General features: G+C 43.9%; 20 protein-coding genes. 11 read left to right on the top strand and 9 right to left on the bottom strand.

Going from position 1 to position 21,936, the window contains the following annotated elements; genetic code table 11:
• From AC23P2_RS25980 to AC23P2_RS25970, 3 genes are read left to right on the top strand one after another with little or no spacing between them, the layout of a single operon-like run.
• Nucleotides 1–903, top strand: coding sequence for a DUF5777 family beta-barrel protein (locus AC23P2_RS25980; protein ID WP_487775892.1), 903 nt, complete (start codon nt 1–3; stop codon nt 901–903).
• An 8-nt stretch (nt 904–911) separates the two neighbouring features.
• Nucleotides 912–1,463: a YceI family protein gene (locus tag AC23P2_RS25975; protein ID WP_487775891.1), complete on the top strand. Its 552-nt coding sequence runs from the start codon at nt 912–914 to the stop codon at nt 1,461–1,463.
• A 4-nt stretch (nt 1,464–1,467) separates the two neighbouring features.
• Entirely contained in the window at nt 1,468–2,235 is a 768-nt protein-coding gene (locus tag AC23P2_RS25970) for a c-type cytochrome domain-containing protein (protein ID WP_487775890.1), read from the top strand.
• Between the two features lie 86 nt (nt 2,236–2,321).
• Here the strand turns inward: AC23P2_RS25970 and msrB are convergent, their stop codons facing one another.
• The 4 genes from msrB to AC23P2_RS25950 form a co-directional block, all read right to left on the bottom strand.
• On the bottom strand, nt 2,322–2,870 hold the full coding sequence (gene msrB, locus AC23P2_RS25965; protein WP_487775889.1) for a peptide-methionine (R)-S-oxide reductase MsrB: 549 nt from the start codon (nt 2,868–2,870) through the stop codon (nt 2,322–2,324).
• A 72-nt stretch (nt 2,871–2,942) separates the two neighbouring features.
• On the bottom strand, nt 2,943–4,655 hold the full coding sequence (locus tag AC23P2_RS25960) for a GMC oxidoreductase (RefSeq protein WP_487775888.1): 1,713 nt from the start codon (nt 4,653–4,655) through the stop codon (nt 2,943–2,945).
• Between the two features lie 374 nt (nt 4,656–5,029).
• The gene (locus AC23P2_RS25955) at nt 5,030–5,689 is read right to left on the bottom strand and encodes a hypothetical protein (protein WP_487775887.1); all 660 of its coding nucleotides are present in this window, start codon (nt 5,687–5,689) and stop codon (nt 5,030–5,032) included.
• An 82-nt stretch (nt 5,690–5,771) separates the two neighbouring features.
• Nucleotides 5,772–7,493 carry a GMC oxidoreductase gene (locus AC23P2_RS25950; RefSeq protein ID WP_487775886.1) on the bottom strand — a complete coding sequence of 574 codons (1,722 nt, stop codon included), beginning with the start codon at nt 7,491–7,493 and terminating at the stop codon, nt 5,772–5,774.
• A 157-nt stretch (nt 7,494–7,650) separates the two neighbouring features.
• Between AC23P2_RS25950 and AC23P2_RS25945 the strand changes: the two genes are divergently transcribed.
• Nucleotides 7,651–9,036, top strand: coding sequence for a Gfo/Idh/MocA family oxidoreductase (locus AC23P2_RS25945; RefSeq protein WP_487775885.1), 1,386 nt, complete (start codon nt 7,651–7,653; stop codon nt 9,034–9,036).
• A gap of 62 nt (nt 9,037–9,098) precedes the next feature.
• Here the strand turns inward: AC23P2_RS25945 and AC23P2_RS25940 are convergent, their stop codons facing one another.
• The 4 genes from AC23P2_RS25940 to AC23P2_RS25925 form a co-directional block, all read right to left on the bottom strand.
• Nucleotides 9,099–9,980, bottom strand: a complete 882-nt coding sequence (locus AC23P2_RS25940; protein WP_487775884.1) for a class I SAM-dependent methyltransferase — start codon at nt 9,978–9,980, stop codon at nt 9,099–9,101.
• A gap of 120 nt (nt 9,981–10,100) precedes the next feature.
• On the bottom strand, nt 10,101–11,714 hold the full coding sequence (locus AC23P2_RS25935; RefSeq protein ID WP_487775883.1) for a hypothetical protein: 1,614 nt from the start codon (nt 11,712–11,714) through the stop codon (nt 10,101–10,103).
• A complete protein-coding gene (locus AC23P2_RS25930) occupies nt 11,701–12,117 on the bottom strand; it encodes an EVE domain-containing protein (protein WP_122929935.1) in 417 nt (138 codons plus the stop codon). Before AC23P2_RS25930 ends, AC23P2_RS25935 begins: the two co-directional genes overlap by 14 nt.
• Before the next feature lie 50 nt (nt 12,118–12,167).
• Entirely contained in the window at nt 12,168–13,094 is a 927-nt protein-coding gene (locus tag AC23P2_RS25925) for an ROK family protein (protein ID WP_487775882.1), read from the bottom strand.
• A 126-nt stretch (nt 13,095–13,220) separates the two neighbouring features.
• Between AC23P2_RS25925 and AC23P2_RS25920 the strand changes: the two genes are divergently transcribed.
• Both AC23P2_RS25920 and AC23P2_RS25915 read left to right on the top strand, forming a co-directional pair.
• Entirely contained in the window at nt 13,221–13,688 is a 468-nt protein-coding gene (locus tag AC23P2_RS25920) for a redoxin domain-containing protein (RefSeq protein WP_487775881.1), read from the top strand.
• A gap of 189 nt (nt 13,689–13,877) precedes the next feature.
• Entirely contained in the window at nt 13,878–14,447 is a 570-nt protein-coding gene (locus tag AC23P2_RS25915) for a TetR/AcrR family transcriptional regulator (protein WP_472487609.1), read from the top strand.
• Here AC23P2_RS25915 and AC23P2_RS25910 read toward each other — a convergent pair.
• Nucleotides 14,444–15,160 carry a hypothetical protein gene (locus tag AC23P2_RS25910; protein WP_487775880.1) on the bottom strand — a complete coding sequence of 239 codons (717 nt, stop codon included), beginning with the start codon at nt 15,158–15,160 and terminating at the stop codon, nt 14,444–14,446. The genes AC23P2_RS25915 and AC23P2_RS25910 overlap by 4 nt on opposite strands.
• 330 nt (nt 15,161–15,490) lie before the next feature.
• On the opposite strand from AC23P2_RS25910, the gene AC23P2_RS25905 reads away from it, so the two are divergent.
• The 5 genes from AC23P2_RS25905 to argC all read left to right on the top strand — a co-directional run bounded on the left by AC23P2_RS25905 (nt 15,491) and on the right by argC (nt 21,813).
• Nucleotides 15,491–15,769, top strand: coding sequence for a co-chaperone GroES (locus AC23P2_RS25905; RefSeq protein ID WP_157607636.1), 279 nt, complete (start codon nt 15,491–15,493; stop codon nt 15,767–15,769).
• A gap of 129 nt (nt 15,770–15,898) precedes the next feature.
• Complete coding sequence (gene groL, locus AC23P2_RS25900; RefSeq protein WP_487775879.1) at nt 15,899–17,539, top strand: chaperonin GroEL; 1,641 nt, start codon at nt 15,899–15,901, stop codon at nt 17,537–17,539.
• Nucleotides 17,540–17,854: 315 nt separating this feature from the next.
• The gene (gene lon / locus AC23P2_RS25895) at nt 17,855–20,347 is read left to right on the top strand and encodes an endopeptidase La (RefSeq protein WP_487775878.1); all 2,493 of its coding nucleotides are present in this window, start codon (nt 17,855–17,857) and stop codon (nt 20,345–20,347) included.
• A gap of 114 nt (nt 20,348–20,461) precedes the next feature.
• The gene (gene gldC / locus AC23P2_RS25890) at nt 20,462–20,803 is read left to right on the top strand and encodes a gliding motility protein GldC (protein WP_487775877.1); all 342 of its coding nucleotides are present in this window, start codon (nt 20,462–20,464) and stop codon (nt 20,801–20,803) included.
• A gap of 32 nt (nt 20,804–20,835) precedes the next feature.
• Nucleotides 20,836–21,813 (top strand): N-acetyl-gamma-glutamyl-phosphate reductase, encoded by a 978-nt coding sequence (gene argC / locus AC23P2_RS25885; protein ID WP_487775876.1) that lies wholly within the window; start codon nt 20,836–20,838, stop codon nt 21,811–21,813.
• The last annotated feature ends 123 nt before the right edge of the window (nt 21,814–21,936 follow it).

Here is a 21,936-nt window from a genome sequence, read left to right as displayed (position 1 = left end):
ATGAAGAAAATCATTCTAATGTTATTCATCTTGAGCTATGGCAGCGCCATGGCCCAAGATGACCTCCTCAAAATGCTTGATAACGAATCGACAGGTCCGCTGTATGCCACCGCAACGTTCAAATCGACGCGGGTCATCAATGGTCAATCCGTTGAAACCATCGCCAAAAAACACCTCGACTTTCGGATTTCTCACCGATTTGGGGCTTTAAACTCAGGGTTTTCAAATTTGTGGGGGCTCGACGAATCACGCATTCGAATTGGTTTAGAATATGGCGTTACTGACCGCCTGATGATTGGAGCAGGGCGGAGTTCGTACCAAAAAACGTATGATTATTTTGCTAAATACAAGATGCTACGGCAATCCAATCGCTGGTTTGAACCTGTGAGCATTGCCGTTTTTGCGGGGGCATATACTAATACCATGCCCACATCACCCGACATGAAGTTTTTCAATAACCTCGAACGCCAAATGTACGTGGGTCAGTTGCTCATCGCTCGAAAGTTCAACGACCGAGTTTCGATACAACTGAGTCCCACGTTTTTACACCGCAACAAAACCGAAAGTCAAACCGATGAAAATGATGTTTTTGGAACGGGCATTGGGGGGCGTTTCAAACTTAGCAAACGTACCTCTTTCAACGCCGAATATTTTTATACTGTCAAAAAAATCGGTACAGCCTACGTTCGTGACCCACAGTATAAAGATTGCTTATCGCTTGGTTTTGACATCGAAACGGGCGGGCACGTTTTCCAGCTGCATTTATCTAACTCACGCGGGATGATTGAAAACCAATTCATTGGCGCCACTACAGGGAGCTGGGGCAAAGGCGATATTTTCTACGGATTCAACATTTCACGCGTATTTAGTTTTGACAGAGACGCAAAAAAAACGCACAAATAACTACCACTATGAAATTTCCACTGATTTTTTTCTTCTCCTTGGTAATGAGCAATGTCTTAGCCCAAGACGTCCTGATTGCTAGAAATGCCCAAATCAGTTTTTTTTCAGAAACACCTCTTGAAAATATTTCGGGTTTGAACAAAAACGTTACGGCTATTTTGAATACCAAATCCAACGACATAGCCGTAAAAATGCAAGTAGTCCAATTTGAATTTCCAAACAAGTTGATGCAAGAGCACTTCAACGAAAACTACTTAGAATCAGACAAATATCCGACGGCTACTTTTACGGGAAAAATTCAGGAGAAGGTTGATTTTAATAAAGAAGGAGCGCAAGCAATCACGGCAAAAGGAGTGTTGAACATGCACGGAGTCGCCAAAGAACGAACGCTCACGGGTAAGTTAACCATTACCAAAACAGGCGCAAATTTGGTATGCGACTTCACCGTTCCTCTCACCGACCACAAAATTGAAGTTCCCAAACTCGTTTTTGAGAAAATTGCCGAAGTCATCGCGGTCAAAACCAACTTTTCGTTTGTCCCCTACGAACAAAAAAAGTAAGCACATGAAACTATTCCTCAACACCTTTTTTTTCGCTGTTTTAATGAGTTTACTGGGAGGTTGTTTGTACGAAAAAGGTGGGCCACTTCCAGCTGACACAAGTACCAGCGGCGGAACCGATACTAACGGGGGAGGTGGGAGTACCGCAGCACTTGATTCATTGCCTTGCGGCGCTCCTACAACCACCAATGCCCAGAATCAGGTTTGTTTTAACACGGCAATTTTGCCGCTTTTTCTAGCCAACTGTGCGACCAGTGGCTGCCACGACTCCAAAACCGCCGAGGAAGGCTACGACCTTACTTCCTACGAAAAAATAGTCCGTAAAGGTATTACCGCAGGAAACGCAAAAAAAAGTAAATTGTATCAGGTCATCATTGATACCAGCCGAGATCGAATGCCACCCCCACCCAATGCACCCATGAGCAGCGATAAAATTCAACTGATAGCGTCATGGATTGACCAAGGTGCCAAAAATATCACGTGCGAAACCAGCGGTTCCACAAATTCTACACAAGTAGCGAGTTATTCAAAGCACTTAGTGCCTATCTTTGACTATTATTGCACGGGTTGCCACAATAGCACCACACAATCGGGAAACATCAATTTAACAGGCTACGCTAACGTACAAGCTTTGGCCAAAAACGGCAAGCTATACGGGGCAATCACGCACGCATCGGGCTATCAGCCCATGCCTAGTAGTAGTTTAAAACTCTCAGATTGCCAGATTGGTTTGGTCAAAAAGTGGATTGACTCGGGTATGCTCAACAATTAACTTTCCCAAAATACAATGGATACGATACGCCACCACGAAAACAGTATTCTTCATAAAGAAGAGTGACAAAATTGTTTGAGTAAGCTTTAAGGTATATCCACCTGAGTACTATCGTCGGGGACAAAATCTAGTACGATGGAGTTCATACAAAATCTTTTGTACGTAGGGGCGGGGCCGTCGTCAAAGATGTGGCCGAGGTGCGAATGGCAACGTCCACAAAGTACCTCTACCCGCTCCATTCCGTATGACTTATCGGGGGCATAAATCACGCTTGTGGGTCGCATGGTTTCAAAAAAACTAGGCCACCCACAAGTACTTGCAAACTTAGCCCCCGATCGAAACAAGGCATTTCCACAAACCGCACAAGAGTAAGTTCCAACCCCCGAAAAATTCCAATATTTTCCCGTAAAGGCCATTTCAGTCGCTTTTTTACGGCCAACTTGATACACACTATCAGGAAGTACTTTTTTCCATTCTTCGTCTGATACCTTCAATGGTAACGTATCAGTTCGTGAATAATACGGATTTTTCATGGTCATCTCATTCGTTTTGGTACTTGAATTAGACGTTTGCTTTTGACAGCTTGTCATCCCCCAAAAGCTTATCATCGCCAAGATGCAGGTAATTCGATACATACAATTAATTCGTTTTTGGTATAAACGAATACCCTCGCCAATAAGATTCCTTTTGGTCTGTTTTGTTGTCGGTTACAGATTCCCCTTTTTAAACTCCTTCACGGCATAGTCAACCGCGCGGGCGGTGAGTGCCATGTAGGTCAGTGATGGGTTTTGGGTTGAGGTTGAAGTCATACACCCGCCGTCGGTAACAAACACATTTTTGCAGGCGTGCATCTGGTTCCAGCGGTTTAGCATCGACGTCTTAGGGTCATTCCCCATCCGAATGCCGCCCATTTCGTGGTTTTCATTGCCAGGAACTCGTTTCGTATCCGCTGTTTTGACGTTGATAAAACCTGCTTTGGTGAACATTTCTGAAAACTGTTCGTAGAAATCTTTCACCATTTTCATGTCATTATCGTCAAAATCGACCGACATGACCATTTGTGGAATACCCCAATCGTCCTTTAAATCAGGATGTAAGCGTACGTGGTTACTTTCTTTGGTCAACACCTCCCCCATCATATTCGCCCCGATGCTCCAACCTGAGGTTGAAGGCGTTGCAAGCGTATTTTTCAGGTCTTCTCCCCAACTATTTTCAGTCGGATTACCCAATTTTGAAGCACTGATCGAGGCCGCATATCCTCTCAAGAAATCCGTTTCTTGCTTGGTCACATTTCTAAAACGCGGCAAATAAGCACCGTTCGGGCGTTTTCCTTCGTAGGTGGAATCGTGATAACCATCAAATTCGGCCGATACCCGACCACGGTAATTATGAAACCCAATGTATTTGCCCAACACCCCACTATCATTGCCAAAACCATTCGGAAAACGATTTGATTTTGAGTTTAGCAAAATCAAGTTGGAATTAAGCGCCGAGGCATTTAGGAAAATCACCTTGGCGTAGTATTCTGTCATTTGTTTGGTATTGGCATCTACCACCCGTACACCCGTTGCCTTGCCCAATTTGTCATCATAAATCAATGAATGCACCACCGAATGAGGTTTGAGGGTCATTTTTCCCGTTTTCATCGCCCAAGGTAGCGTCGAAGAATTACTGCTAAAATACCCCCCGTACGGGCAACCGCGCTCACAGAGCACCCGATGTTGGCATTGCGTACGGCCTTGGTCGTGGTGGATTTGCTTGGCTTGGGATAGGTTCGCCGTACGGCCAATGATAATTTGGCGATCGTTGTAATTTTTGGCTACTTGTTGGCTAAAATGCTTCTCAACGCAGTTTAACTCGTGCGGTGGTAAAAACTCGCCATCGGGAAGGTTCGGTAGGCCGTCTTTGTTTCCAGAAATTCCCGCAAATTTTTCGACGTAGCTGTACCAAGGGGCAATGTCTTTGTAACGAATGGGCCAATCAACCGCAAAACCGTCGCGCGCAGGGCCTTCAAAGTCAAAATCTGACCAACGTTGCGCTTGGCGCGCCCACAAAAGCGAGCGCCCACCCACTTGATACCCACGCATCCACGAGAAGGGTTTTTCTTGGACAAAAGGATGTTCAAAGTCTTTCACCACAAAATGCAATGTCGGTTCTTTGAAAATATAATGCCCACTTGACGCAGGGCTTCTTTGTTTCAGTTCTAAAGGCACATCCCCCAAATGCGGAAACTCCCAAGGGTTTTTCATGGCCGTGGGATAATCAACAACGTGCTTCACATCCCGTCCGCGCTCCAATACCAGCGTACGAAGTCCTTTTTGGGTAAGCTCTTTGGCCGCCCAGCCACCGCTAATTCCTGTCCCTACCACAATGGCGTCGAAGGTGCGTTCTTTGATAGAATCTATATTAAAATTTGACATACTTCCGAAAGACAAATGTTTCTTTTAAAAGTGTTTTAACCCTGTTTCATACTTTTAATTCAAGGCCAAAGCCCTCAAAAAAGTCTCTATACCAAGTTGCCAACATTTCTCTCCTTTATCCCATTATCTCGCCCTACCTTTGTACTCACAATTCACTTCATCAACATTACATAGTACTTAAGTAATTAAGCAGAATTAGTCGAGACTTTCCAAGCTTATAAATTCTCTGATTATCAATAGCATAAGCCCGAAACTTGGAAAGTCTATTTTTGCATCATCACTTAGTACAAGTTTTTGGGAATCTTAAAGGGTTGAAAACAAAAAGCCGCTTGCGATTGCAAACGGCTTTTTTATGATGTCATAATCGAAAAAAATTAAGAGGTAAGCACTTTAATGGTCTCTTTCAAAGCTTTAAGCATTTTAAAAATTACGTACAAGTGTTCGGTAGTGGCATCATACCCCCTTGATATGCAATAGAATTGACCTTCTAACACCATGAAATACCAATCTCTCCCCATCACAAAGCAACCATACATTACCTGCCCAGGTTTTTGGTTCATTGTTTGCCCAACCAGCATCGCCGACAAACATTGCCCTTCGGGCTCACCATTGGGCTCTCGGTGTTTTTTATATTCCGTAAAGCAAAAAAAAGGCGACTCAGGTTCTCGGTAGCCTGTGGCAATCAGACCATCGGGCTTACCATATAGACGAATAGATTGATGATTCAGGTCTTCGACGATAGTTTCGATGGGTCGCTCTGCAAAAAGATTAAAATAATGTTGACGATTGGTAAAACGTACCGACGAAAACATGGGGCCTATAAAATGCAACGATAATTCTTGCTCATTCCAGTGCAAAATATTGTCTCTCAGCAAACTTTGAAAAAGCGATAGTTCTTCTTTTTCAAAATCTGATAAGGCCATATCTTCCGAAAGTTGTAGCCAGCTGGTGAGTCCCGCCAAGGTATCTACTTGCTCCAACCCAAAGTTTTTTTCAAGGTAGAGCAACGTACAATCACTAAACGATTTTTCCATCTGAACCATAGTTTTGTTTTTAACCAATAATCACAAAGATAAATAACAAAACCATGACCCGTTCTGGCTCGACAAAATAATATCACAAACTCTTTGCCTTCAACTGCTTCACTGCGTAGTTGGTGGCCCGTGCCGTAATCGCCATAAACGTAAGTGACGGGTTCTGGGTAGAATTGGAAGTCATACAAGCACCATCGGTCACAAAGACATTTTTACAGTAGTGCAACTGATTCCACTTGTTCAACTGCGAGGTTTTGGGGTCTTTCCCCATTCGTACCCCGCCCATTTCGTGAATATCCAACCCTGGAGCTTTGCTAGGCACATCGTTGGTTTTTATATTTTTAAAGCCCGCCAAGGTCAACATTTCGGTCATCTGTTCGTGAAAATCTTTGACCATATTATCGTCGTTTTGGTCATAGGCAACAGACGTTCTCAACAACGGAATCCCCCACGCATCTTTCTGGTTTTTGTCCAACGTCACAAAATTACTTTCTTTTGGAATCGTCTCACCCATCATCCAAGAGCCTACGCGCCAGTTACCGTATTTGGGATTGGCCAAGTTAGTTTTAAGTGCTTCGCCCATGCCCGATGTGTCATAATCCATCACGCGTTCGCCCGAAAAACCTGCTGCATAGCCACGTAGAAAATCCGTTTTTTCTTGCTGAAACACGTTCCTAAATCGAGGAATATAACTACTTCCTGGGCGTGTGCCCTCCTGAGTGGTATCTAAAAGCCCTTCGTATTCGCCAAAAATGGTCGTTCGGAAGTTGTGGAAAGAAATGTATCTACCCAACAAGCCATTATCGTTGCTCAAACCATTCGGAAAACGATTGGACGTAGAGTTCAACAGTATCAAATTGGTATTCAGCGTCGAGGCGTTTAAGAAAATGATTTTTGCGTAATACTCAATCATCTCTTTGGTGTTGGCATCAATCACCCGCACGCCCGTCGCCTTACCCAGTTTTTCGTCATAAATCACCGAATGTACAACCGAATGCGGCCGAAGGGTCATTTTCCCCGTCCGCGCAGCCCACGGCAAGGTCGAAGAATTACTGCTAAAATACCCTCCGTACGGACAACCCCGCACGCACAAATCGCGCTGCTGACACTGTGCTCGTCCTTGCTTATAATGAATCGGTTGTGGTTTGGTCAAATGCGCGCATCGGCTTACGATGACGGGACGCGCTCCTTTGTAATGTTTGGCCATTTGTTGACCAAAATGTTTTTCCACACAGGCTTGCTCAAATGGAGGCAAAAACTCCCCGTCGGGCAATTGTGCTAACCCATCTTTATTTCCCGAAATCCCCGCAAAAATCTCCACATGGCTGTACCAAGGCGCCAATTCGGCGTAGGAAATCGGCCATTCCACCGCAAATGCATCACGGGCAGGGCCTTCAAAATCGTACTTCGACCATCGCTGCGTTCCCCGTGCCCACATCAACGATTTTCCACCTACTTGGTATCCCCGAATCCAGTCAAAAGGTTTGTCTTGGATGTATGGATGCTCATTATCCTTCACAAAAAAATGCGCCGAATCTTCCCCAAACGCGTAGCAACGGCTCGCAATGGGATTGGCGTCGGTCACTTCTTTGGGCATCGTTCCTAAATGCGGAAACTCCCACGGGTTTTTGAGGGTCGTCGGGTAATCGGTTACGTGTTTGACGTCACGCCCACGCTCCAAGACCAACGTTTTGAGACCGTGGTCGCAAAGCTCTTTGGCAGACCAGCCTCCACTGATTCCTGAGCCCACCACAATGGCATCAAAAGTACGTTCCTTGACCGAATCGATGTTGAAGAAAGACATGATAGAGGTTTTAGCTGTTGATTTTTAGATCGGTTTTGTAGTTAAAAAGTAGCTTATTTTTATTGTTACTGATGGAATCTAAAATTTTATCATGCAAGCTATGTAATTGCTAAAGAATGTGGTACTTTAGGCCATAGACTATCTACTTGAATTTGTTATGCCAACCTTTAATCGCCGCACTGTCTTAAAAGCCCTTGGCCTCTCGGCTGGTGTTTCGGCCATCGGAACTTCTGCTGAGGCAAGTACTGTCAAAGAAATTACGTTTTCGCCCAATCCACTCTATGTCCCTATCGCTCAGCCTGTCACGGCCATCGTGTTGGGGGCAGGCAACCGAGGCAATGTATATGGGCGCTACGCCGTAGCAACCCCCTCCGACCTCAAAATGGTAGGCGTGGCTGAGCCTAATCAGTTTCGGAATGAACGTTTTTCAAAAACGCACGGAATTGAGGATAAACACCGATTCAACACTTGGGAGGATGTATTTAAAGTACCTAAGTTTGCCGATGCTGTCATCATTTCTACGCCCGATACGCTGCATTACGGCCCTGCCATTGAAGCACTAAAAATGGGCTATCATGTGTTGCTTGAGAAGCCAATTTCGCCCTCCATGCAAGAGTGTTTGGAGATTTTGACCGCCGCCAAAAAGTCCAAAAGCATCATTGCTGTTTGTCACGTTTTGCGCTATACCGCGTATTTCCGAAAACTAAAGGAACTGTGTGCCTCGGGAGATTTGGGTGAAATGATTAGCATCAACCACCTCGAAGGTATCGAACACGTCCACATGGCGCACTCGTATGTGCGCGGGAATTGGCATGAATCGAAAAAAACGAACCCTATTATTTTGGCCAAATCATGCCACGACCTCGACATCATGCGCTGGATTGCCAACAAACCCGCCAAAACGGTTTCTGCTTATGGCAATTTGAAGTGGTTTAAAGCCGAAAATGCCCCCGCAGGAAGTACTGAACGATGCGTTGAAGGGTGTAAAGTAGAACGCGAATGCCCTTTTTCGGCCATAAAAGTATATTACGAACAGAAAAAACGCATCCACGTTTTGGACGTACCCGAAGACCCTGCCTTACAAGGGCCTGCGATTTTGGAACGTTTAAAAACCTCCAACTACGGTCGCTGCGTCTATAAAATGAACAACGACCAACCCGACCACTACACCAGCATTTATCAGTTCGACAAAGGCGTCTTAGCCACTTTCGGGCTCGAAGCGTTTACAGGCTGGGAAGCGCGCAAAACCCGCGTCATGTTTAGCATGGGAGAAATAGAGGGCGACAACGACCTCATAAGGGTCACTGATTTTCGCACCAAAGAAGTAACGATTTGGAAAGCAAGCGCCCAAAAAGAGTTTAATAACTCGGGACACGGAGGAGGTGACTATGGCTTAATGCAAAACTTTGTACAAGCCGTTTCACAAAATAATCCTTCCTTGCTAACCTCTACCATTGAGGCGTCTATCGAAAGTCATTTGATGGGTTTTATGGCCGAAGAAAGTCGTAAAAATGGCCGTTCGATGGAGATTAAAATTGGGTAAATCACCCTCCCGAAAGTTATCTACCTTCCCGAAAGTTTTGAACTTTCGGGAAGGTTCTGATATTACACACTCGCAAAACGGTAAAAAATACCCAAAGGAAGCTTGCGTTTGGCGCGGTCAGGCAAAAAGAGTTCACCACTCTCAGCATTAGGAACGTCTCCGAAACTATCAAGCACCAAGTTTTCGGCCATCAACGCCGAAAAACCGAGTGAGTACAAATTCAAAATAAAAACAAAATCTTGATTATCAAGTAATTCTGCACAAGATTTTAACAAATCGTTCAATTGCTCTTCCAACACCCATTTTTCTCCCGAAGGACCACGGCCGTAGGCGGGTGGGTCCAAAATGAGGCCATTGTATTTTTTGCCACGGCGTACTTCCCGTTGCACAAACTTAAAGGCATCTTCCACCATCCAGCGAATATTATCCGTTTCGCTGCCTTCCATGTTTTCGCGCGCCCAAGTCACCACAGGCTTCACCGAATCAACGTGCGTTACGTCGGCACCTGCTTGGCGGGCCGCCACCGAAGCTGCCCCCGTATAAGCAAACAAATTGAGCACCGTCGGGCGCTCCACCTTCATGGCGCGAAGTTTGGTATCTAAATAGTCCCAATTGGCTGCCTGCTCTGGAAAAATACCAACGTGTTTAAAAGACGTAAGCGAACATTTCAAACGCAAATTTAATCCACCATGACGGTACTGCGTCCACCATTTTTCGGGCATATTGGGCGCAAGCTTCCACACTCCTTTCTCTGGCGAGCCTTTATCACGCAGGAAAGTTGCCTGCGCCATTTGTTTCCATTCATTATCAGAAAGGGATTTATCCCAAATAGCCTGTGGCTCTGGCCGTGCCAACACATACGTCCCAAAGCGTTCTAATTTTTCAAAATTCCCGCTGTCAATCAGTTCGTATTCTTTCCAGTGAAGAGGAGTCAGAAGTTGCATATAATAGTCGTCTGCCCATTGTACGAATGGGCTTTTTAGAATGATTCAAACACAAAAGTAACTCTGCAAACCGAAATTTTTCATTCCGTTGCAGAGTTACTTTGTCATTTATCCAAAAAATTAAAACGAAATCTTGTTCAAATAGAACACATTTCGACGTCCGTCGTCACCTGTAATTCGCTGATAACCAAAAGCCAAATAATAATTATCGTACCAATACACCACCTCATCGGTCGATGTTTGACGTACTTTTTCACCCAAATCAGCCGTCATGATAGGAATCGGGCGTAAATCTTCCAATACTTTATCGCGATCAAATACTTTAGCTTTTATGGCACCACGGTTGCTGTAAAACATCGAGACCGTTTTGTCATCGTTGGGTTTTACCCGCATTTTTTCTTTGAGTTCCATGCTACGAACGTTCTCAAAAGGCAATGAGTTATCCCAAATCAATTCGCCTTTGGCCGTAAAACCTGCCACGATGGCATGGGTATAGACAAATCCGTTGAATATCTGACCATTATTCATCCGACGAGCTCCGTACCAAGGATCCCAATAAAAGGGATTGAGAAGCCCCATCGTCGGATACATGCCCATTCCGCCATAGCCCCAAGAAGACAACATCGGCGTGCCCCACCACGAACTTGTACCGTATGGGCCGATGTTATTATTTTTGTATTCGGGGTAAAAAATTTCTCCCGAAATCAAGTAGTTGCCATTCTGTTCAATAATGTCATGCACCAGGAGGCGGTAATTCAGCTTCACATCATCCCCATTTTCGCGTTTTCGTTCAATCTTACGCTGCATTCGCTCTTGCTCCCGCTCCGACATAAAATTGAAGAAATTTTTGAAGTCCGTAAAACTGTGATATTGCGTAAACTCTACCTCATCATAGACAATTTTGCTCAAAAATAACCCCTGTGAGGCACTGTTGTTATTTCCTTGCATGTTTCTGAACCCGTAAGTTCCAATCATCAACTGGGTTGAATCATTAAGGATAAACAAACGCCCGTTTAGTAACGAATAGTCAGGCTCTGGACTAATTGTGACCTGCCCAATCGACTGGCCATATTCATCAAACGTACGTGAAATTAGCTTGATTTCTTTTCCTTTTCGAGCGGCATAGCACACATTAACAACGTGGCGCATCGTGTCCACATCCACCGATTGAATGACGGTGTTTGCTTGGGTAACGCCTGCCAAAACTTTGCTCTGCTTAGAAGCTAAATTGGTGTATAAAAGCATGGGTTCATCACGAACCGTACCTGCCATGAAGACCGAATAACCAAGGGTTTGAAAATCGGTGATTTGAAATTTATCAACCGAAGATAGATAAAATGTCTCCATATACCCCGCCAAACCAACTTTCACTACTTGGTAAAAATCGGTACGGCTACGGGTAAACAGCAAATACACCGACTGGCCATCAAATGATGACTTCACAAAATCAAGGTTCTCCTCAATCGTTCCGTTTATACTCCAATCACGTTCTAAATTTGAGTTTAGTTTCTGGAGATTAAAGGCATTTTTCGCAATCTGTGACACTAAAATCACCCCACGCGCGCCCAACGAAATCGTGTGATACGACTCGCTCGTTCCCACCGTTGGCAACTCCACGCGTTTTATGGTTTGGGCTTGAACTCCCGTCAGAAGTGCTCCCAATAGCGCAATCAGAACTATACTAAAAACCCATGTTGGGCTGTCCACAATGGACGTCTTTTTATGTGCTTTCATTTTGGCTTAAACTTAGTATGACATCAAACTCTTCGGGTCGGATAGGCATTACCGACAATCGAGATTGCCTAATTAACGCTATTTGATCCAATCTATTATCTGCTTTAATTTGCTTCAATGTCACGGGTTGTACCAAGGGCTGCACAGGCACTAGCTCCACTACCACCCAGCGCGGATCGTCGGTGGTTGGGTCAGGATATGCTTCTTTCAATACCTGAGCAATACCTACCACTTCCATGCCTTCATTGCTATGATAAAACAGAACCCAATCCCCTTCTTTCATGGCTTGGAGGTTGTTGCGGGCTTGGTAGTTACGCACGCCATCCCACACACTTTTTCCTGCCGTTACAAAATCATTCCAACTATATACAAAGGGCTCTGATTTGACCAACCAATAATTCATCTTGTTTTCTTTACTTTTCTACTACGCTATTTTTGAGAGTGTTGTTGCAATTAGCTAACGAGCATGGCCGCGCCAAATACCCCTGCACTATCTCCTAACTTGGGTCGAAGTATTTTGGTTTCGACTCTTCCGCTGTTGAAAATATATTTTTTAGCCCGTTCAACCCCTTCGGTATATAACAAATCAATGTTTCCAACGCCACCACCAAGTACAATCGCATCAGGATCTAAAATATTCATCAATACCGACACCGCCTTGCCAAAGTACTCCAACATTCGGTCGATGGTCTGGGCAGCGTAAGGGTCATTTCCTGCTTCGTAGCGTTTCATAATTTCTTTCATGGTGATTTGTTCACCACTAATTTTAGCATAAAAACGCTGCAACGCAGGCCCCGAAAGCACTTGTTCTACGCACCCTTTTTTGCCGCAATAACAATCGTCTCCGTTGGGTTCTAGTTCGTTATGCCCCCACTCACCACCGATTCCTTGGACACCGTTGAGCACAAACGCTTGGCCGTCTTTTCCTTTCAAAACCACACCACCACCAACGCCTGTTCCCATGATGACGCCAAAAACACAGTTAAAAGTTGGAACGACATCAGGAACAATCCCCATGACCGCCTCAGCAAGCGCAAAACAATTGGCATCATTGGCTATCTCTACAGGTATGCCCAACATACGCATCAAATCACTGCGCAAAGGCATGTCATTCAAACATGTTGTATTACAATTTTTCATTAACCCCGTCGAAGGCTCAACAGTCCCTGGCGTACCTACGCCTATTTTTTCCGCCTTAAAACCCGTCTCAGCTTCCAGTTCTCTGACAAGTCTCACAATCTGATTAGCGATGTGCTCATATCCCTTATGTGCTTCTGTATCAATACGTTTACGAATCAAAACTGAATCAGGAGAAGGTGATGACAATACAACGCCTTCAATTTTTGTTCCGCCAAGGTCTATTCCCCAAATGGTCTGCATTTTTTGTAAATGGTTGGTGTTTAGTATAAAGCTAATTTTTTGGCATAATTACGAACATTTACGCATTTGTCAAGTTTTCAAAGGGTATTTCTATTTTTGCCGAAACAAATCAAAAAATATATCACCATGTCATTACAAAAAGGCGACAAAGCACCCGATTTCAAACTTTTCAATACGGAGAAAAAAGAGGTTTCTCTCGAAGATTTTAAAGGTAAAAACCTCATTATTCATTTTTTCCCATTGGCTTTCACGGGGGTTTGTACTACCCAACTCTGCACCATGCGCGACAACATTGAGTACTATACACGCCTCAATGCCGAAGTTTTAGGTGTGTCTATTGACTCTATTTTTAGCTTGGGCAAATTCCGTGCTGAGCAAAATTACACCTTCGACTTGTTGTCAGACTTCAACAAAAAAATGATTCAAGACTACGGTGTTTTCTGCGAAAATTTTGTGTTTGGCATGAATGGCGTCGCAAAACGCGCTGCTTTTGTCATCGACAAAGAGGGCACCATCCAATACGCCGAAGTCCTCGAAAGTGCAGGTAATTTACCTGATTTTGGTGCCATCAAAGCCACCCTTGAATCGCTTTAATCGCGAACATATTCGACATATTAAGCCTCGTAATCAAGTCATTACGAGGCTTTTTTTACGCCTATTGATTTGGATTTCCATTCCCGAAGTTATTAATTGTAGAATATTTAACACTGTAAAGTGTTCCAACTGCGAAAATTCTAATAGAAATCTAAGGTCAAAATGGGAATTGTTGAACGTCGAGAGCGCATGAAAAAGCAATTACGCGCTGATATTTTAAAAACCGCTAGGGACATTGCGCGGGAAGAAAGTTGGGCGGCAGTCTCTATCCGTAAAATCGCCGATGTGATTGAATACAGCCCACCGATGCTCTACGAATATTTCGACAACAAGGATAAAATTTTAGAAACCATTCGCAACGATGGCTTTGCGGCACTACACGAGGAATTGCAAAAATTAAAGACCCTCTACCGAAGTCCCGAAAAACTACTAACGGAGTTTGCCCAAATCCAGTGGCGTTTTGCTTTAGAACAAACAGAGGTATTTCAGGTCATGTTTAACATAGACGGCGCCAACTGTCTTTCAAAACAGGTATATCAAGCAGAATTTGCCAAACTTAACACCCACCCCGTTTGGGAAGCACTGGCCCAAATCCGCCCGAGGTCTGCGGACGCGGTTTCCAAGACTTTTTACGAATGGTGGTGCTTGACGTACGGCTTCTTGCTCATTTCGATTGTCACGCAGCCTCGTCCACAACTTCCCAACCTCGAACCTATTTTTATGGAATCAGTCCGACGGTTTGTACGAGGGCTTAGTTAGGCAGATTTCTCTGGCTGACAAACCACCCGATATACCATTTGTTTGGCCAAAGGCAAAAGCGTTTCCTGCACGGGATAATCAATGGGTGATTCGACCAAATAAGTGGCAGGATTGGGCAATTCACGGCGCTTGCGAATAAGGGTCAACTTGAGATTTTCAAAGGTGTTTGCCATGTTCTTTGGCACCGACTCAATGTACTTAGTTTTAATGGTTTGCTCTTCGTTACTTTCAAACAAACGCACGTTGTATTGAAAAATGTCAGTTGCTTTTTGGGTCGTTCGGTAAATAAACAGATACCCTTCTTTCAAATACAAGGGCATGATACCTACAGGAGCAAATACCAATTTCGAGGCGATGTCTTCGGATTGGTCTTGTCCCCGTGTCAGCGTTTTCTGAAAAAGTGGCAGAGAATATTCTAAAATGCTGTCAATTTCGGTCATTTCTTCACTCTGTGCCACTTGTTCATATAAAAATTCCATTTTTTGTACATCTACACCCACAATGCGCTTTCGGAAAGAGGCTAAAAATTGCTTTTTTGACTGCCTCAACTGCGTCGAAAGTTTATAATGTTTTTCGACCTCGGGCAAATCTGGGTACAGTTTATGCTCGTCAAACTGCGAATTAACTCCCTGTAAATAAGCCTTTAACACGTACTTTTTGTACTCAAAGTCTATCAATCCTTCCGTGAGCCAGTTATGATTCAATTTTCTCATGCCTTAAAACATTCAGTGGTTAAAAACATTCGGAAACCTACGCTTATCAAAGGCCAAAATGCTCGGAGCGACTTACCTACCACCACGGCCTTCGACTGACCCAAATTACAAAAAAAAGCAGTACGACCAAATAATATCAAAGGTATTTTTACAAAAAACCAATGATTATTTTGACAATGTCCGATTTTTCCAAGCCTTTACTACAAAAACTGTAAAAATGTCAGACTATAATTCAATTTTTGGGCTGGCATAGAAAATGAGTAGAGAAGAGACGACAAAACTTAGTACTAAGTTCCAATAGTTGTAAAACCATCAAAACCCCTGATAATCATGTCAGAAGTAAAAGTTAAACCATTAGCTGATCGCGTTCTAGTGCAAACTGCACCTGCTGAAGAAAAAACTGCATTTGGTATCATCATTCCAGATACTGCGAAAGAAAAACCACAACGTGGTACTGTAGTAGCGGTAGGCCCAGGTAAAAAAGACGAGCCCCTCACCGTAAAAGTAGGAGATACTATCTTGTATGGTAAGTACGCTGGCACTGAAATCGCCGTTGAAGGCCAAGAATACCTTATCATGCGCGAATCTGACATTTTCGCAATTATCTAAGTTTTCTAATGCAAATGTGACAATTTGAAAATTCGGTAATTGGATAATTATTAATCAGCTACCGACCCAAACTTTCAATTGTTTTATTTTCAAATTTCCAAATTCTAAAATTTTCAAATTAAAAAAACAATGGCAAAGAAAATATTCTTCGATACAGAAGCACGCGACAAAATCAAGAAAGGTGTTGATACGCTTGCAAATGCAGTAAAAGTAACCCTCGGACCTAAAGGCCGTAACGTTATCATCGACAAAAAATTCGGTTCACCAGCCATCACCAAAGACGGTGTAACAGTAGCGAAAGAAATCGAATTGAAAGATGCGATGGAAAACATGGGTGCTCAACTCGTGAAAGAAGTTGCTTCTAAAACAGCCGATGCTGCTGGTGACGGAACTACGACTGCGACGGTATTGGCACAAGCGATTTATGCTATCGGTTCTAAAAACGTAGCCGCTGGCGCAAACCCAATGGATTTGAAGCGTGGTATCGACAAAGCTGTTTTGGCCGTAACTGCCAACCTTGCTTCTCAAGCTCAAACAGTAGGCGACGACTTCAGCAAAATCGCTCAAGTAGCTACTATCTCAGCTAACCATGACGAAGAAATCGGTAACATGATTGCTGACGCCATGAAAAAAGTAGGTACTGAAGGTGTAATCACTGTTGAAGAAGCTCGCGGTACTGAAACTGAAGTAAAAACAGTAGAAGGTATGCAGTTTGACCGTGGTTATTTGTCACCCTATTTCGTGACAAACGCGGAAAAAATGGAAGCCGAATTGGAGAAACCTTTCATCTTGATTTCTGAGAAGAAAGTATCTTCAATGAAAGAATTGTTGCCTGTATTGGAAGGTGTTGCTCAAACTGGCCGTCCATTGTTGATCATCGCTGAGGACGTAGATGGCGAAGCGCTTGCAACGTTGGTAGTAAACAAAATCCGTGGTGCCTTGAAAGTGTGTGCGGTAAAAGCGCCAGGTTTCGGTGACCGTCGTAAAGCCATGTTGGAAGACATCGCAATCTTGACTGGTGGTACTGTTATCGCCGAAGAGCGTGGTTTCAAATTGGAAAACGCTGACCTTTCTTACCTAGGTCATTGCGAAAAAATCATCATCGACAAAGATAACTCAACGATTGTGAACGGTTCGGGTGACCAAGAGCAAATCAAGGCCCGTGTAAACCAAATTAAATCACAAATCGAAAATACAACTTCTGACTACGATCGCGAAAAATTGCAAGAGCGTTTGGCGAAATTGTCAGGTGGCGTAGCTATCCTTTATATCGGTGCTGCTACGGAAGTTGAAATGAAAGAGAAGAAAGACCGCGTAGATGACGCCCTCCACGCAACTCGCGCTGCGGTTGAAGAAGGTATCGTAACTGGTGGTGGTGTTGCGCTTATCCGTGCAATCTCTGCGTTGGATGCCGTTCAAGGTTCTAACGACGACGAAATCACAGGTATCAACATCATTCGTCAAGCGTTGGAGTCTCCACTTCGTACAATCGTTGCCAACGCAGGTGGCGAAGGTTCAGTGGTAATCAACAGAATCAAAGATGAAAAAGGTGGTTTTGGTTACAATGCCAAAAACGACACTTACGAAGATCTTTTCGCAGCAGGTATCATCGACCCTAAGAAAGTAACTCGTTTGGCACTTGAAAACGCTGCGTCTATCGCAGGTTTGTTGTTGACAACTGAGTGTATGATTGCTGACGAACCAGAAGAAAGCGCTGGCGCAGGTGCAGGTGCTCATGGTCACGGTGGTGGCATGGGTGGCATGATGTAATCAAGAGCTTCCTCATAGTAGCATACAACGAAAGCCCTCGGACTTCCGGGGGCTTTTATTTCGACCAATACCTACACACAGTGTTAATTGCGCCTGAAAGCGTTTAAGTAGTTTTGTGTAGAAAATACCCAGTATTCGTACTTGCTTAAGTAGTTAGAATAACAAAATTTTTCACTTTACACCAATACATTTTTATTAGTTTCCGTCTAACAAACAATTGATTTCATTTCTCCTGCCCTTAGCATAGCTAAAAAATCGTTAAAATTTTGTTATTTTAAGTTTTTAAATAAGCACTGTCAAAATGACAGCCCAATCATGAAAATTGACCCAAACGAACTATATACTCGACTCATGTTGGCGGAATCAGACATTGATAACCTCGAAATACTTCCCCTTGGAGGTCCTGAAGGCGACGATGAGCCGATTGAAATGCCCGATGAACTAGCCATTCTTCCCCTTAGGAATACCGTTTTGTTCCCAGGCATGGTCATCCCTGTGACAGTCGGACGCCAAAAATCCATTCGTTTGGTTAAGAAGGCGTACAAAGGCGACCGAATTATTGGGGTAATTGCCCAAAAAAATCAGGATAAAGCCGAACCCGTTAGTACTGATTTGTACGACATCGGGACGATGGGATACATCATCAAAATGATTACCCTTCCCGACGGTAATACTACGATTATTTTACAAGGACGCCAACGCTTTAGAGTTAGTGATTACGTTCGCGAAGAACCTTATATGATTGCCAAAGTATCTCCCATCGAAGATTACTTTCCCAATCAGAACAAAAAAGAGTCAAAAGCCCTCATTCAGTCGCTCCGCGACTCAGCTCATAGAATTCTTCGCCTCAATCCAGATATTCCACAAGAAGCCCGTATCGCTTTGGACAACATAGAAAGTCCAACGTTTTTGACCCACTTCTTGTCGTCAAATCTCAATGCCGAAGTAGCCGAAAAACAAGACTTACTTGAAAAAGCTACCATCTCTGAACAAGCTGTCAAATTGCTTGAGCTGATGATGCGAGAAATTCAAATGCTCGAACTAAAACGCGACATTCAGTCGAAAGCCAGTTCGGACATTGACCAACAACAGCGCGACTATTTCTTGCGTCAGCAAATCAAGGTGCTTCAAGATGAGTTGGGCATGGAAACTCCCGAACGCGAGCTAGAAGACATCCGTTTTCGCGCCTCAAAGAAAAAATGGCCAGAAAATGCCAAAAAACACTTTGACAAAGAAGCACAAAAGCTCCAGCGTATCAACCCAATGGCACCTGATTACCCAGTGACACTCAACTACCTCGAATTGATGGTTGATTTGCCATGGGGCGAATATACAAAAGACAATTTTGACTTAAAAAGAGCACAAAAAATCCTTGATGCTGACCACTTTGGACTAGAAAAGGTCAAAGAGCGTATCATCGAATACCTTGCCGTTCTTAAACTTAAAAATAGCCTCAAAGCACCTATTTTGTGTTTGTATGGCCCTCCAGGGGTAGGAAAAACTTCGTTAGGAAAATCAGTCGCCAAAGCCCTCGGACGTAAGTACATCCGTATGGCATTGGGTGGTTTGCACGACGAAGCCGAAATCCGTGGGCACCGTAAAACATACATCGGGGCAATGCCAGGAAAGATTATCCAAAATATCAAAAAATCGGGTTCTTCCAACCCAGTTTTTATCTTGGACGAAATAGACAAAGTAAGCTCTAATTTCCGAGGTGACCCTGCTTCTGCTTTGCTTGAAGTACTCGACCCCGAACAAAACAATGCCTTCAGCGACAACTACTTAGAAGTAGAATATGATTTGTCGCGGGTCATGTTTATTGCCACTGCCAACTCCTTGGAAAGCATCCATCCTGCCCTGCGCGACCGCATGGAAATCATTGAGTTGACGGGCTATACGGTGGAAGAAAAATTGCAGATTGCCAAAAAATACCTTGTTCCAAAACAACGAAAAGACCACGGTTTAGAAAACAAATCGTTTTCGGTTGACGACAAGGCATTGGTGAAAGTAATCGAAAACTATACCCGTGAATCGGGAGTACGTAACCTCGAACAAAAAATTGGCACGCTCGTTCGTAAGATTGCCAAGTCGATTGCGCTTGAAGAAGAATATCCTAAAACAATCAAGGCAGAGCACATTGAAAAATGGTTAGGTGCCGAAATATTTGACAAAGATTCTTACCAAGGCAATGACACCGCAGGTATTGTAACGGGCTTGGCGTGGACGTCCGTTGGCGGCGAAATCTTGTTTATCGAATCAAGTTTGAGCCGAGGAAAAGGAGGATTAACCCTTTCTGGACAACTCGGAGATGTCATGAAAGAATCGGCCGTTACGGCGCTTTCTTACCTCAAAGCCCATTCGGACGACTTGGCCATCGACTACCGTATTTTCCATAATTACGACCTTCACATCCACATTCCTGCGGGAGCCGTGCCCAAAGATGGCCCTTCGGCGGGTATCACAATGCTGACGTCGATAGCCTCGATTTTCACCCAGCGTCGCATCAAGCCACATTTGGCCATGACGGGCGAAATCACCCTTCGTGGCAAAGTATTACCCGTTGGAGGTATCAAAGAAAAAATATTGGCCGCTGGCCGCGCGGGCATCAAAGACATTATTATGTGTTCAAAAAACCGCAAAGATGTTGAAGAAATAAATGCTAGTTACATCAAAAACCTGACGTTCCATTACGTGGACACGGTTCAAGATGTATTAGCGATTGCTTTGTTGCCCGAGAAAGTTAAAAATCCAATGCAGTTTATTTTGCCCGAAGAAAAAAAGGAAAGTACATCCTTGTCGGTCAATTAAAGGAATCTAAATGAACGTTTTTTCGTTCCCAAAGGTGTTGGTAGGCAACTATCAACACCTTTTCTTTACCAATTTTACGTAATTTTACGCCCCCAAAATAAGTTCATCCTCCGCATGTCACAAAAAGAAATTAAGTTCACCATTGAACAAGACGCTGAAAAAATCCCAGAAAAAATATATTGGGAGGCAACCGATAACCCCAATGAAGGGTTAGATGAAACCAAAGCCATTGCAATAGGTGTGTGGGATCAGTTCCACAAAGGCACGTTATTCATTCCTCTTTGGACCAAAGAAATGGAAGTGTTTGAAATGAAACGTTTTTGTATTGAAATGCTTGGCTGTGTAGCTGATACGTTACGCAATGCCACTGGCGATGAAATCATGGCTGCCCAAATCGACGAAGTAGGCTTGACCCTTACGAAACGGCTCCAAAAAGAAATGCAAGCAGCGAAGTAATGTTCGATGAAGTTCAAACTCACCATCCACCAATGATACAAATAGGAATCGTCGGGGCGGCAGGCTATACTGGCGGCGAACTGCTCCGTATTTTAGTCAATCACCCCCACGCAGCTATTCGCTGGGCACATTCTAAAAGCCAAGCGGGCAAGCCCGTTTATGCTACCCATACCGATTTGCTCGGCGATACAGAACTAGCATTTTCGGGCGAAGACATTGCCAGTTTGCTCCAACTTGAAGGACTAAATGTTATTTTTCTTTGTTCGGGACACAACGAATCGAAGAAGTTTTTGGCAGAATATGTAGTTCCAGCAACTGTCAAAATCATTGACCTCAGCACCGATTTCCGCGATCAATCGGAAGGGTTTGTCTATGGTTTGCCTGAGTTGCAGCGGGAGCAAATCAAAACTGCGACCAAAATCGCTAACCCAGGTTGTTTTGCCACAAGTATCGAGCTTGCATTGCTCCCATTGGCATCGGTAGGCTTGATAACAGATGACATCCACGTAAGTGCCATTACAGGTTCTACGGGCGCTGGACAATCTTTGAGCGCTACCACCCATTTTTCGTGGCGCAACAATAACATTTCGATTTACAAAGCCTTTACGCACCAACACCTCAAAGAAATCAAAATGAGTTTGGCGAGTTTGCAAGAAGGTTTTGACAAAGAAGTTAATTTTATTCCTTACCGTGGCGATTTTACGCGCGGTATCATGGCCAACGTTTACACACATTTTACAGGGACATTAGAGGAAGCCGTTGCACTTTATCAATCGTTTTACGCGTCTCATCCATTTACTCACGTAACGACCCATGACATTGATTTGAAGCAAGTAGTAAACACCAACAAGTGTTTGATTCAATTGCAAAAACACGGCAATAACCTTTTGATTACGAGCGAAATAGATAACTTAACAAAAGGCGCTTCAGGACAAGCCGTTCAAAACATGAACTTACTCTTTGGATTGGCTGAAGATGCTGGTTTGCGTTTGAAAGCCCCTTCGTTTTAGCCTATTTCCTCACCCCTACCAGAAGCCAATGGTCGTATTTTCAAAACGGCTATTGGCTTCTTTGTATTCGTTAATGTATGTTAAGAATGACAGTCCCAAGCGTTTTTAGCTAATTTTGTAGCA

Source organism: Runella sp. R0.1_18, assembly GCF_057652155.1.
Note: the sequence above shows the minus strand (reverse complement) of the source record. Positions and strands in the feature narration are given on the sequence as shown.

Excerpts from the sequence above, each read along its gene's own strand:
- AC23P2_RS25980 (WP_487775892.1), top strand. The coding sequence starts at position 1 with ATGAAGAAAATCATTCTAATGTTATTCATCTTGAGCTATGGCAGCGCC.
- AC23P2_RS25975 (WP_487775891.1), top strand. The coding sequence starts at position 912 with ATGAAATTTCCACTGATTTTTTTCTTCTCCTTGGTAATGAGCAATGTC.
- AC23P2_RS25970 (WP_487775890.1), top strand. The coding sequence starts at position 1,468 with ATGAAACTATTCCTCAACACCTTTTTTTTCGCTGTTTTAATGAGTTTA.
- msrB (WP_487775889.1), bottom strand. The coding sequence starts at position 2,870 with ATGTATCGAATTACCTGCATCTTGGCGATGATAAGCTTTTGGGGGATG.
- AC23P2_RS25960 (WP_487775888.1), bottom strand. The coding sequence starts at position 4,655 with ATGTCAAATTTTAATATAGATTCTATCAAAGAACGCACCTTCGACGCC.
- AC23P2_RS25955 (WP_487775887.1), bottom strand. The coding sequence starts at position 5,689 with ATGGAAAAATCGTTTAGTGATTGTACGTTGCTCTACCTTGAAAAAAAC.
- AC23P2_RS25950 (WP_487775886.1), bottom strand. The coding sequence starts at position 7,493 with ATGTCTTTCTTCAACATCGATTCGGTCAAGGAACGTACTTTTGATGCC.
- AC23P2_RS25945 (WP_487775885.1), top strand. The coding sequence starts at position 7,651 with ATGCCAACCTTTAATCGCCGCACTGTCTTAAAAGCCCTTGGCCTCTCG.
- AC23P2_RS25940 (WP_487775884.1), bottom strand. The coding sequence starts at position 9,980 with ATGCAACTTCTGACTCCTCTTCACTGGAAAGAATACGAACTGATTGAC.
- AC23P2_RS25935 (WP_487775883.1), bottom strand. The coding sequence starts at position 11,714 with ATGAAAGCACATAAAAAGACGTCCATTGTGGACAGCCCAACATGGGTT.
- AC23P2_RS25930 (WP_122929935.1), bottom strand. The coding sequence starts at position 12,117 with ATGAATTATTGGTTGGTCAAATCAGAGCCCTTTGTATATAGTTGGAAT.
- AC23P2_RS25925 (WP_487775882.1), bottom strand. The coding sequence starts at position 13,094 with ATGCAGACCATTTGGGGAATAGACCTTGGCGGAACAAAAATTGAAGGC.
- AC23P2_RS25920 (WP_487775881.1), top strand. The coding sequence starts at position 13,221 with ATGTCATTACAAAAAGGCGACAAAGCACCCGATTTCAAACTTTTCAAT.
- AC23P2_RS25915 (WP_472487609.1), top strand. The coding sequence starts at position 13,878 with ATGAAAAAGCAATTACGCGCTGATATTTTAAAAACCGCTAGGGACATT.
- AC23P2_RS25910 (WP_487775880.1), bottom strand. The coding sequence starts at position 15,160 with ATGAGAAAATTGAATCATAACTGGCTCACGGAAGGATTGATAGACTTT.
- AC23P2_RS25905 (WP_157607636.1), top strand. The coding sequence starts at position 15,491 with ATGTCAGAAGTAAAAGTTAAACCATTAGCTGATCGCGTTCTAGTGCAA.
- groL (WP_487775879.1), top strand. The coding sequence starts at position 15,899 with ATGGCAAAGAAAATATTCTTCGATACAGAAGCACGCGACAAAATCAAG.
- lon (WP_487775878.1), top strand. The coding sequence starts at position 17,855 with ATGAAAATTGACCCAAACGAACTATATACTCGACTCATGTTGGCGGAA.
- gldC (WP_487775877.1), top strand. The coding sequence starts at position 20,462 with ATGTCACAAAAAGAAATTAAGTTCACCATTGAACAAGACGCTGAAAAA.
- argC (WP_487775876.1), top strand. The coding sequence starts at position 20,836 with ATGATACAAATAGGAATCGTCGGGGCGGCAGGCTATACTGGCGGCGAA.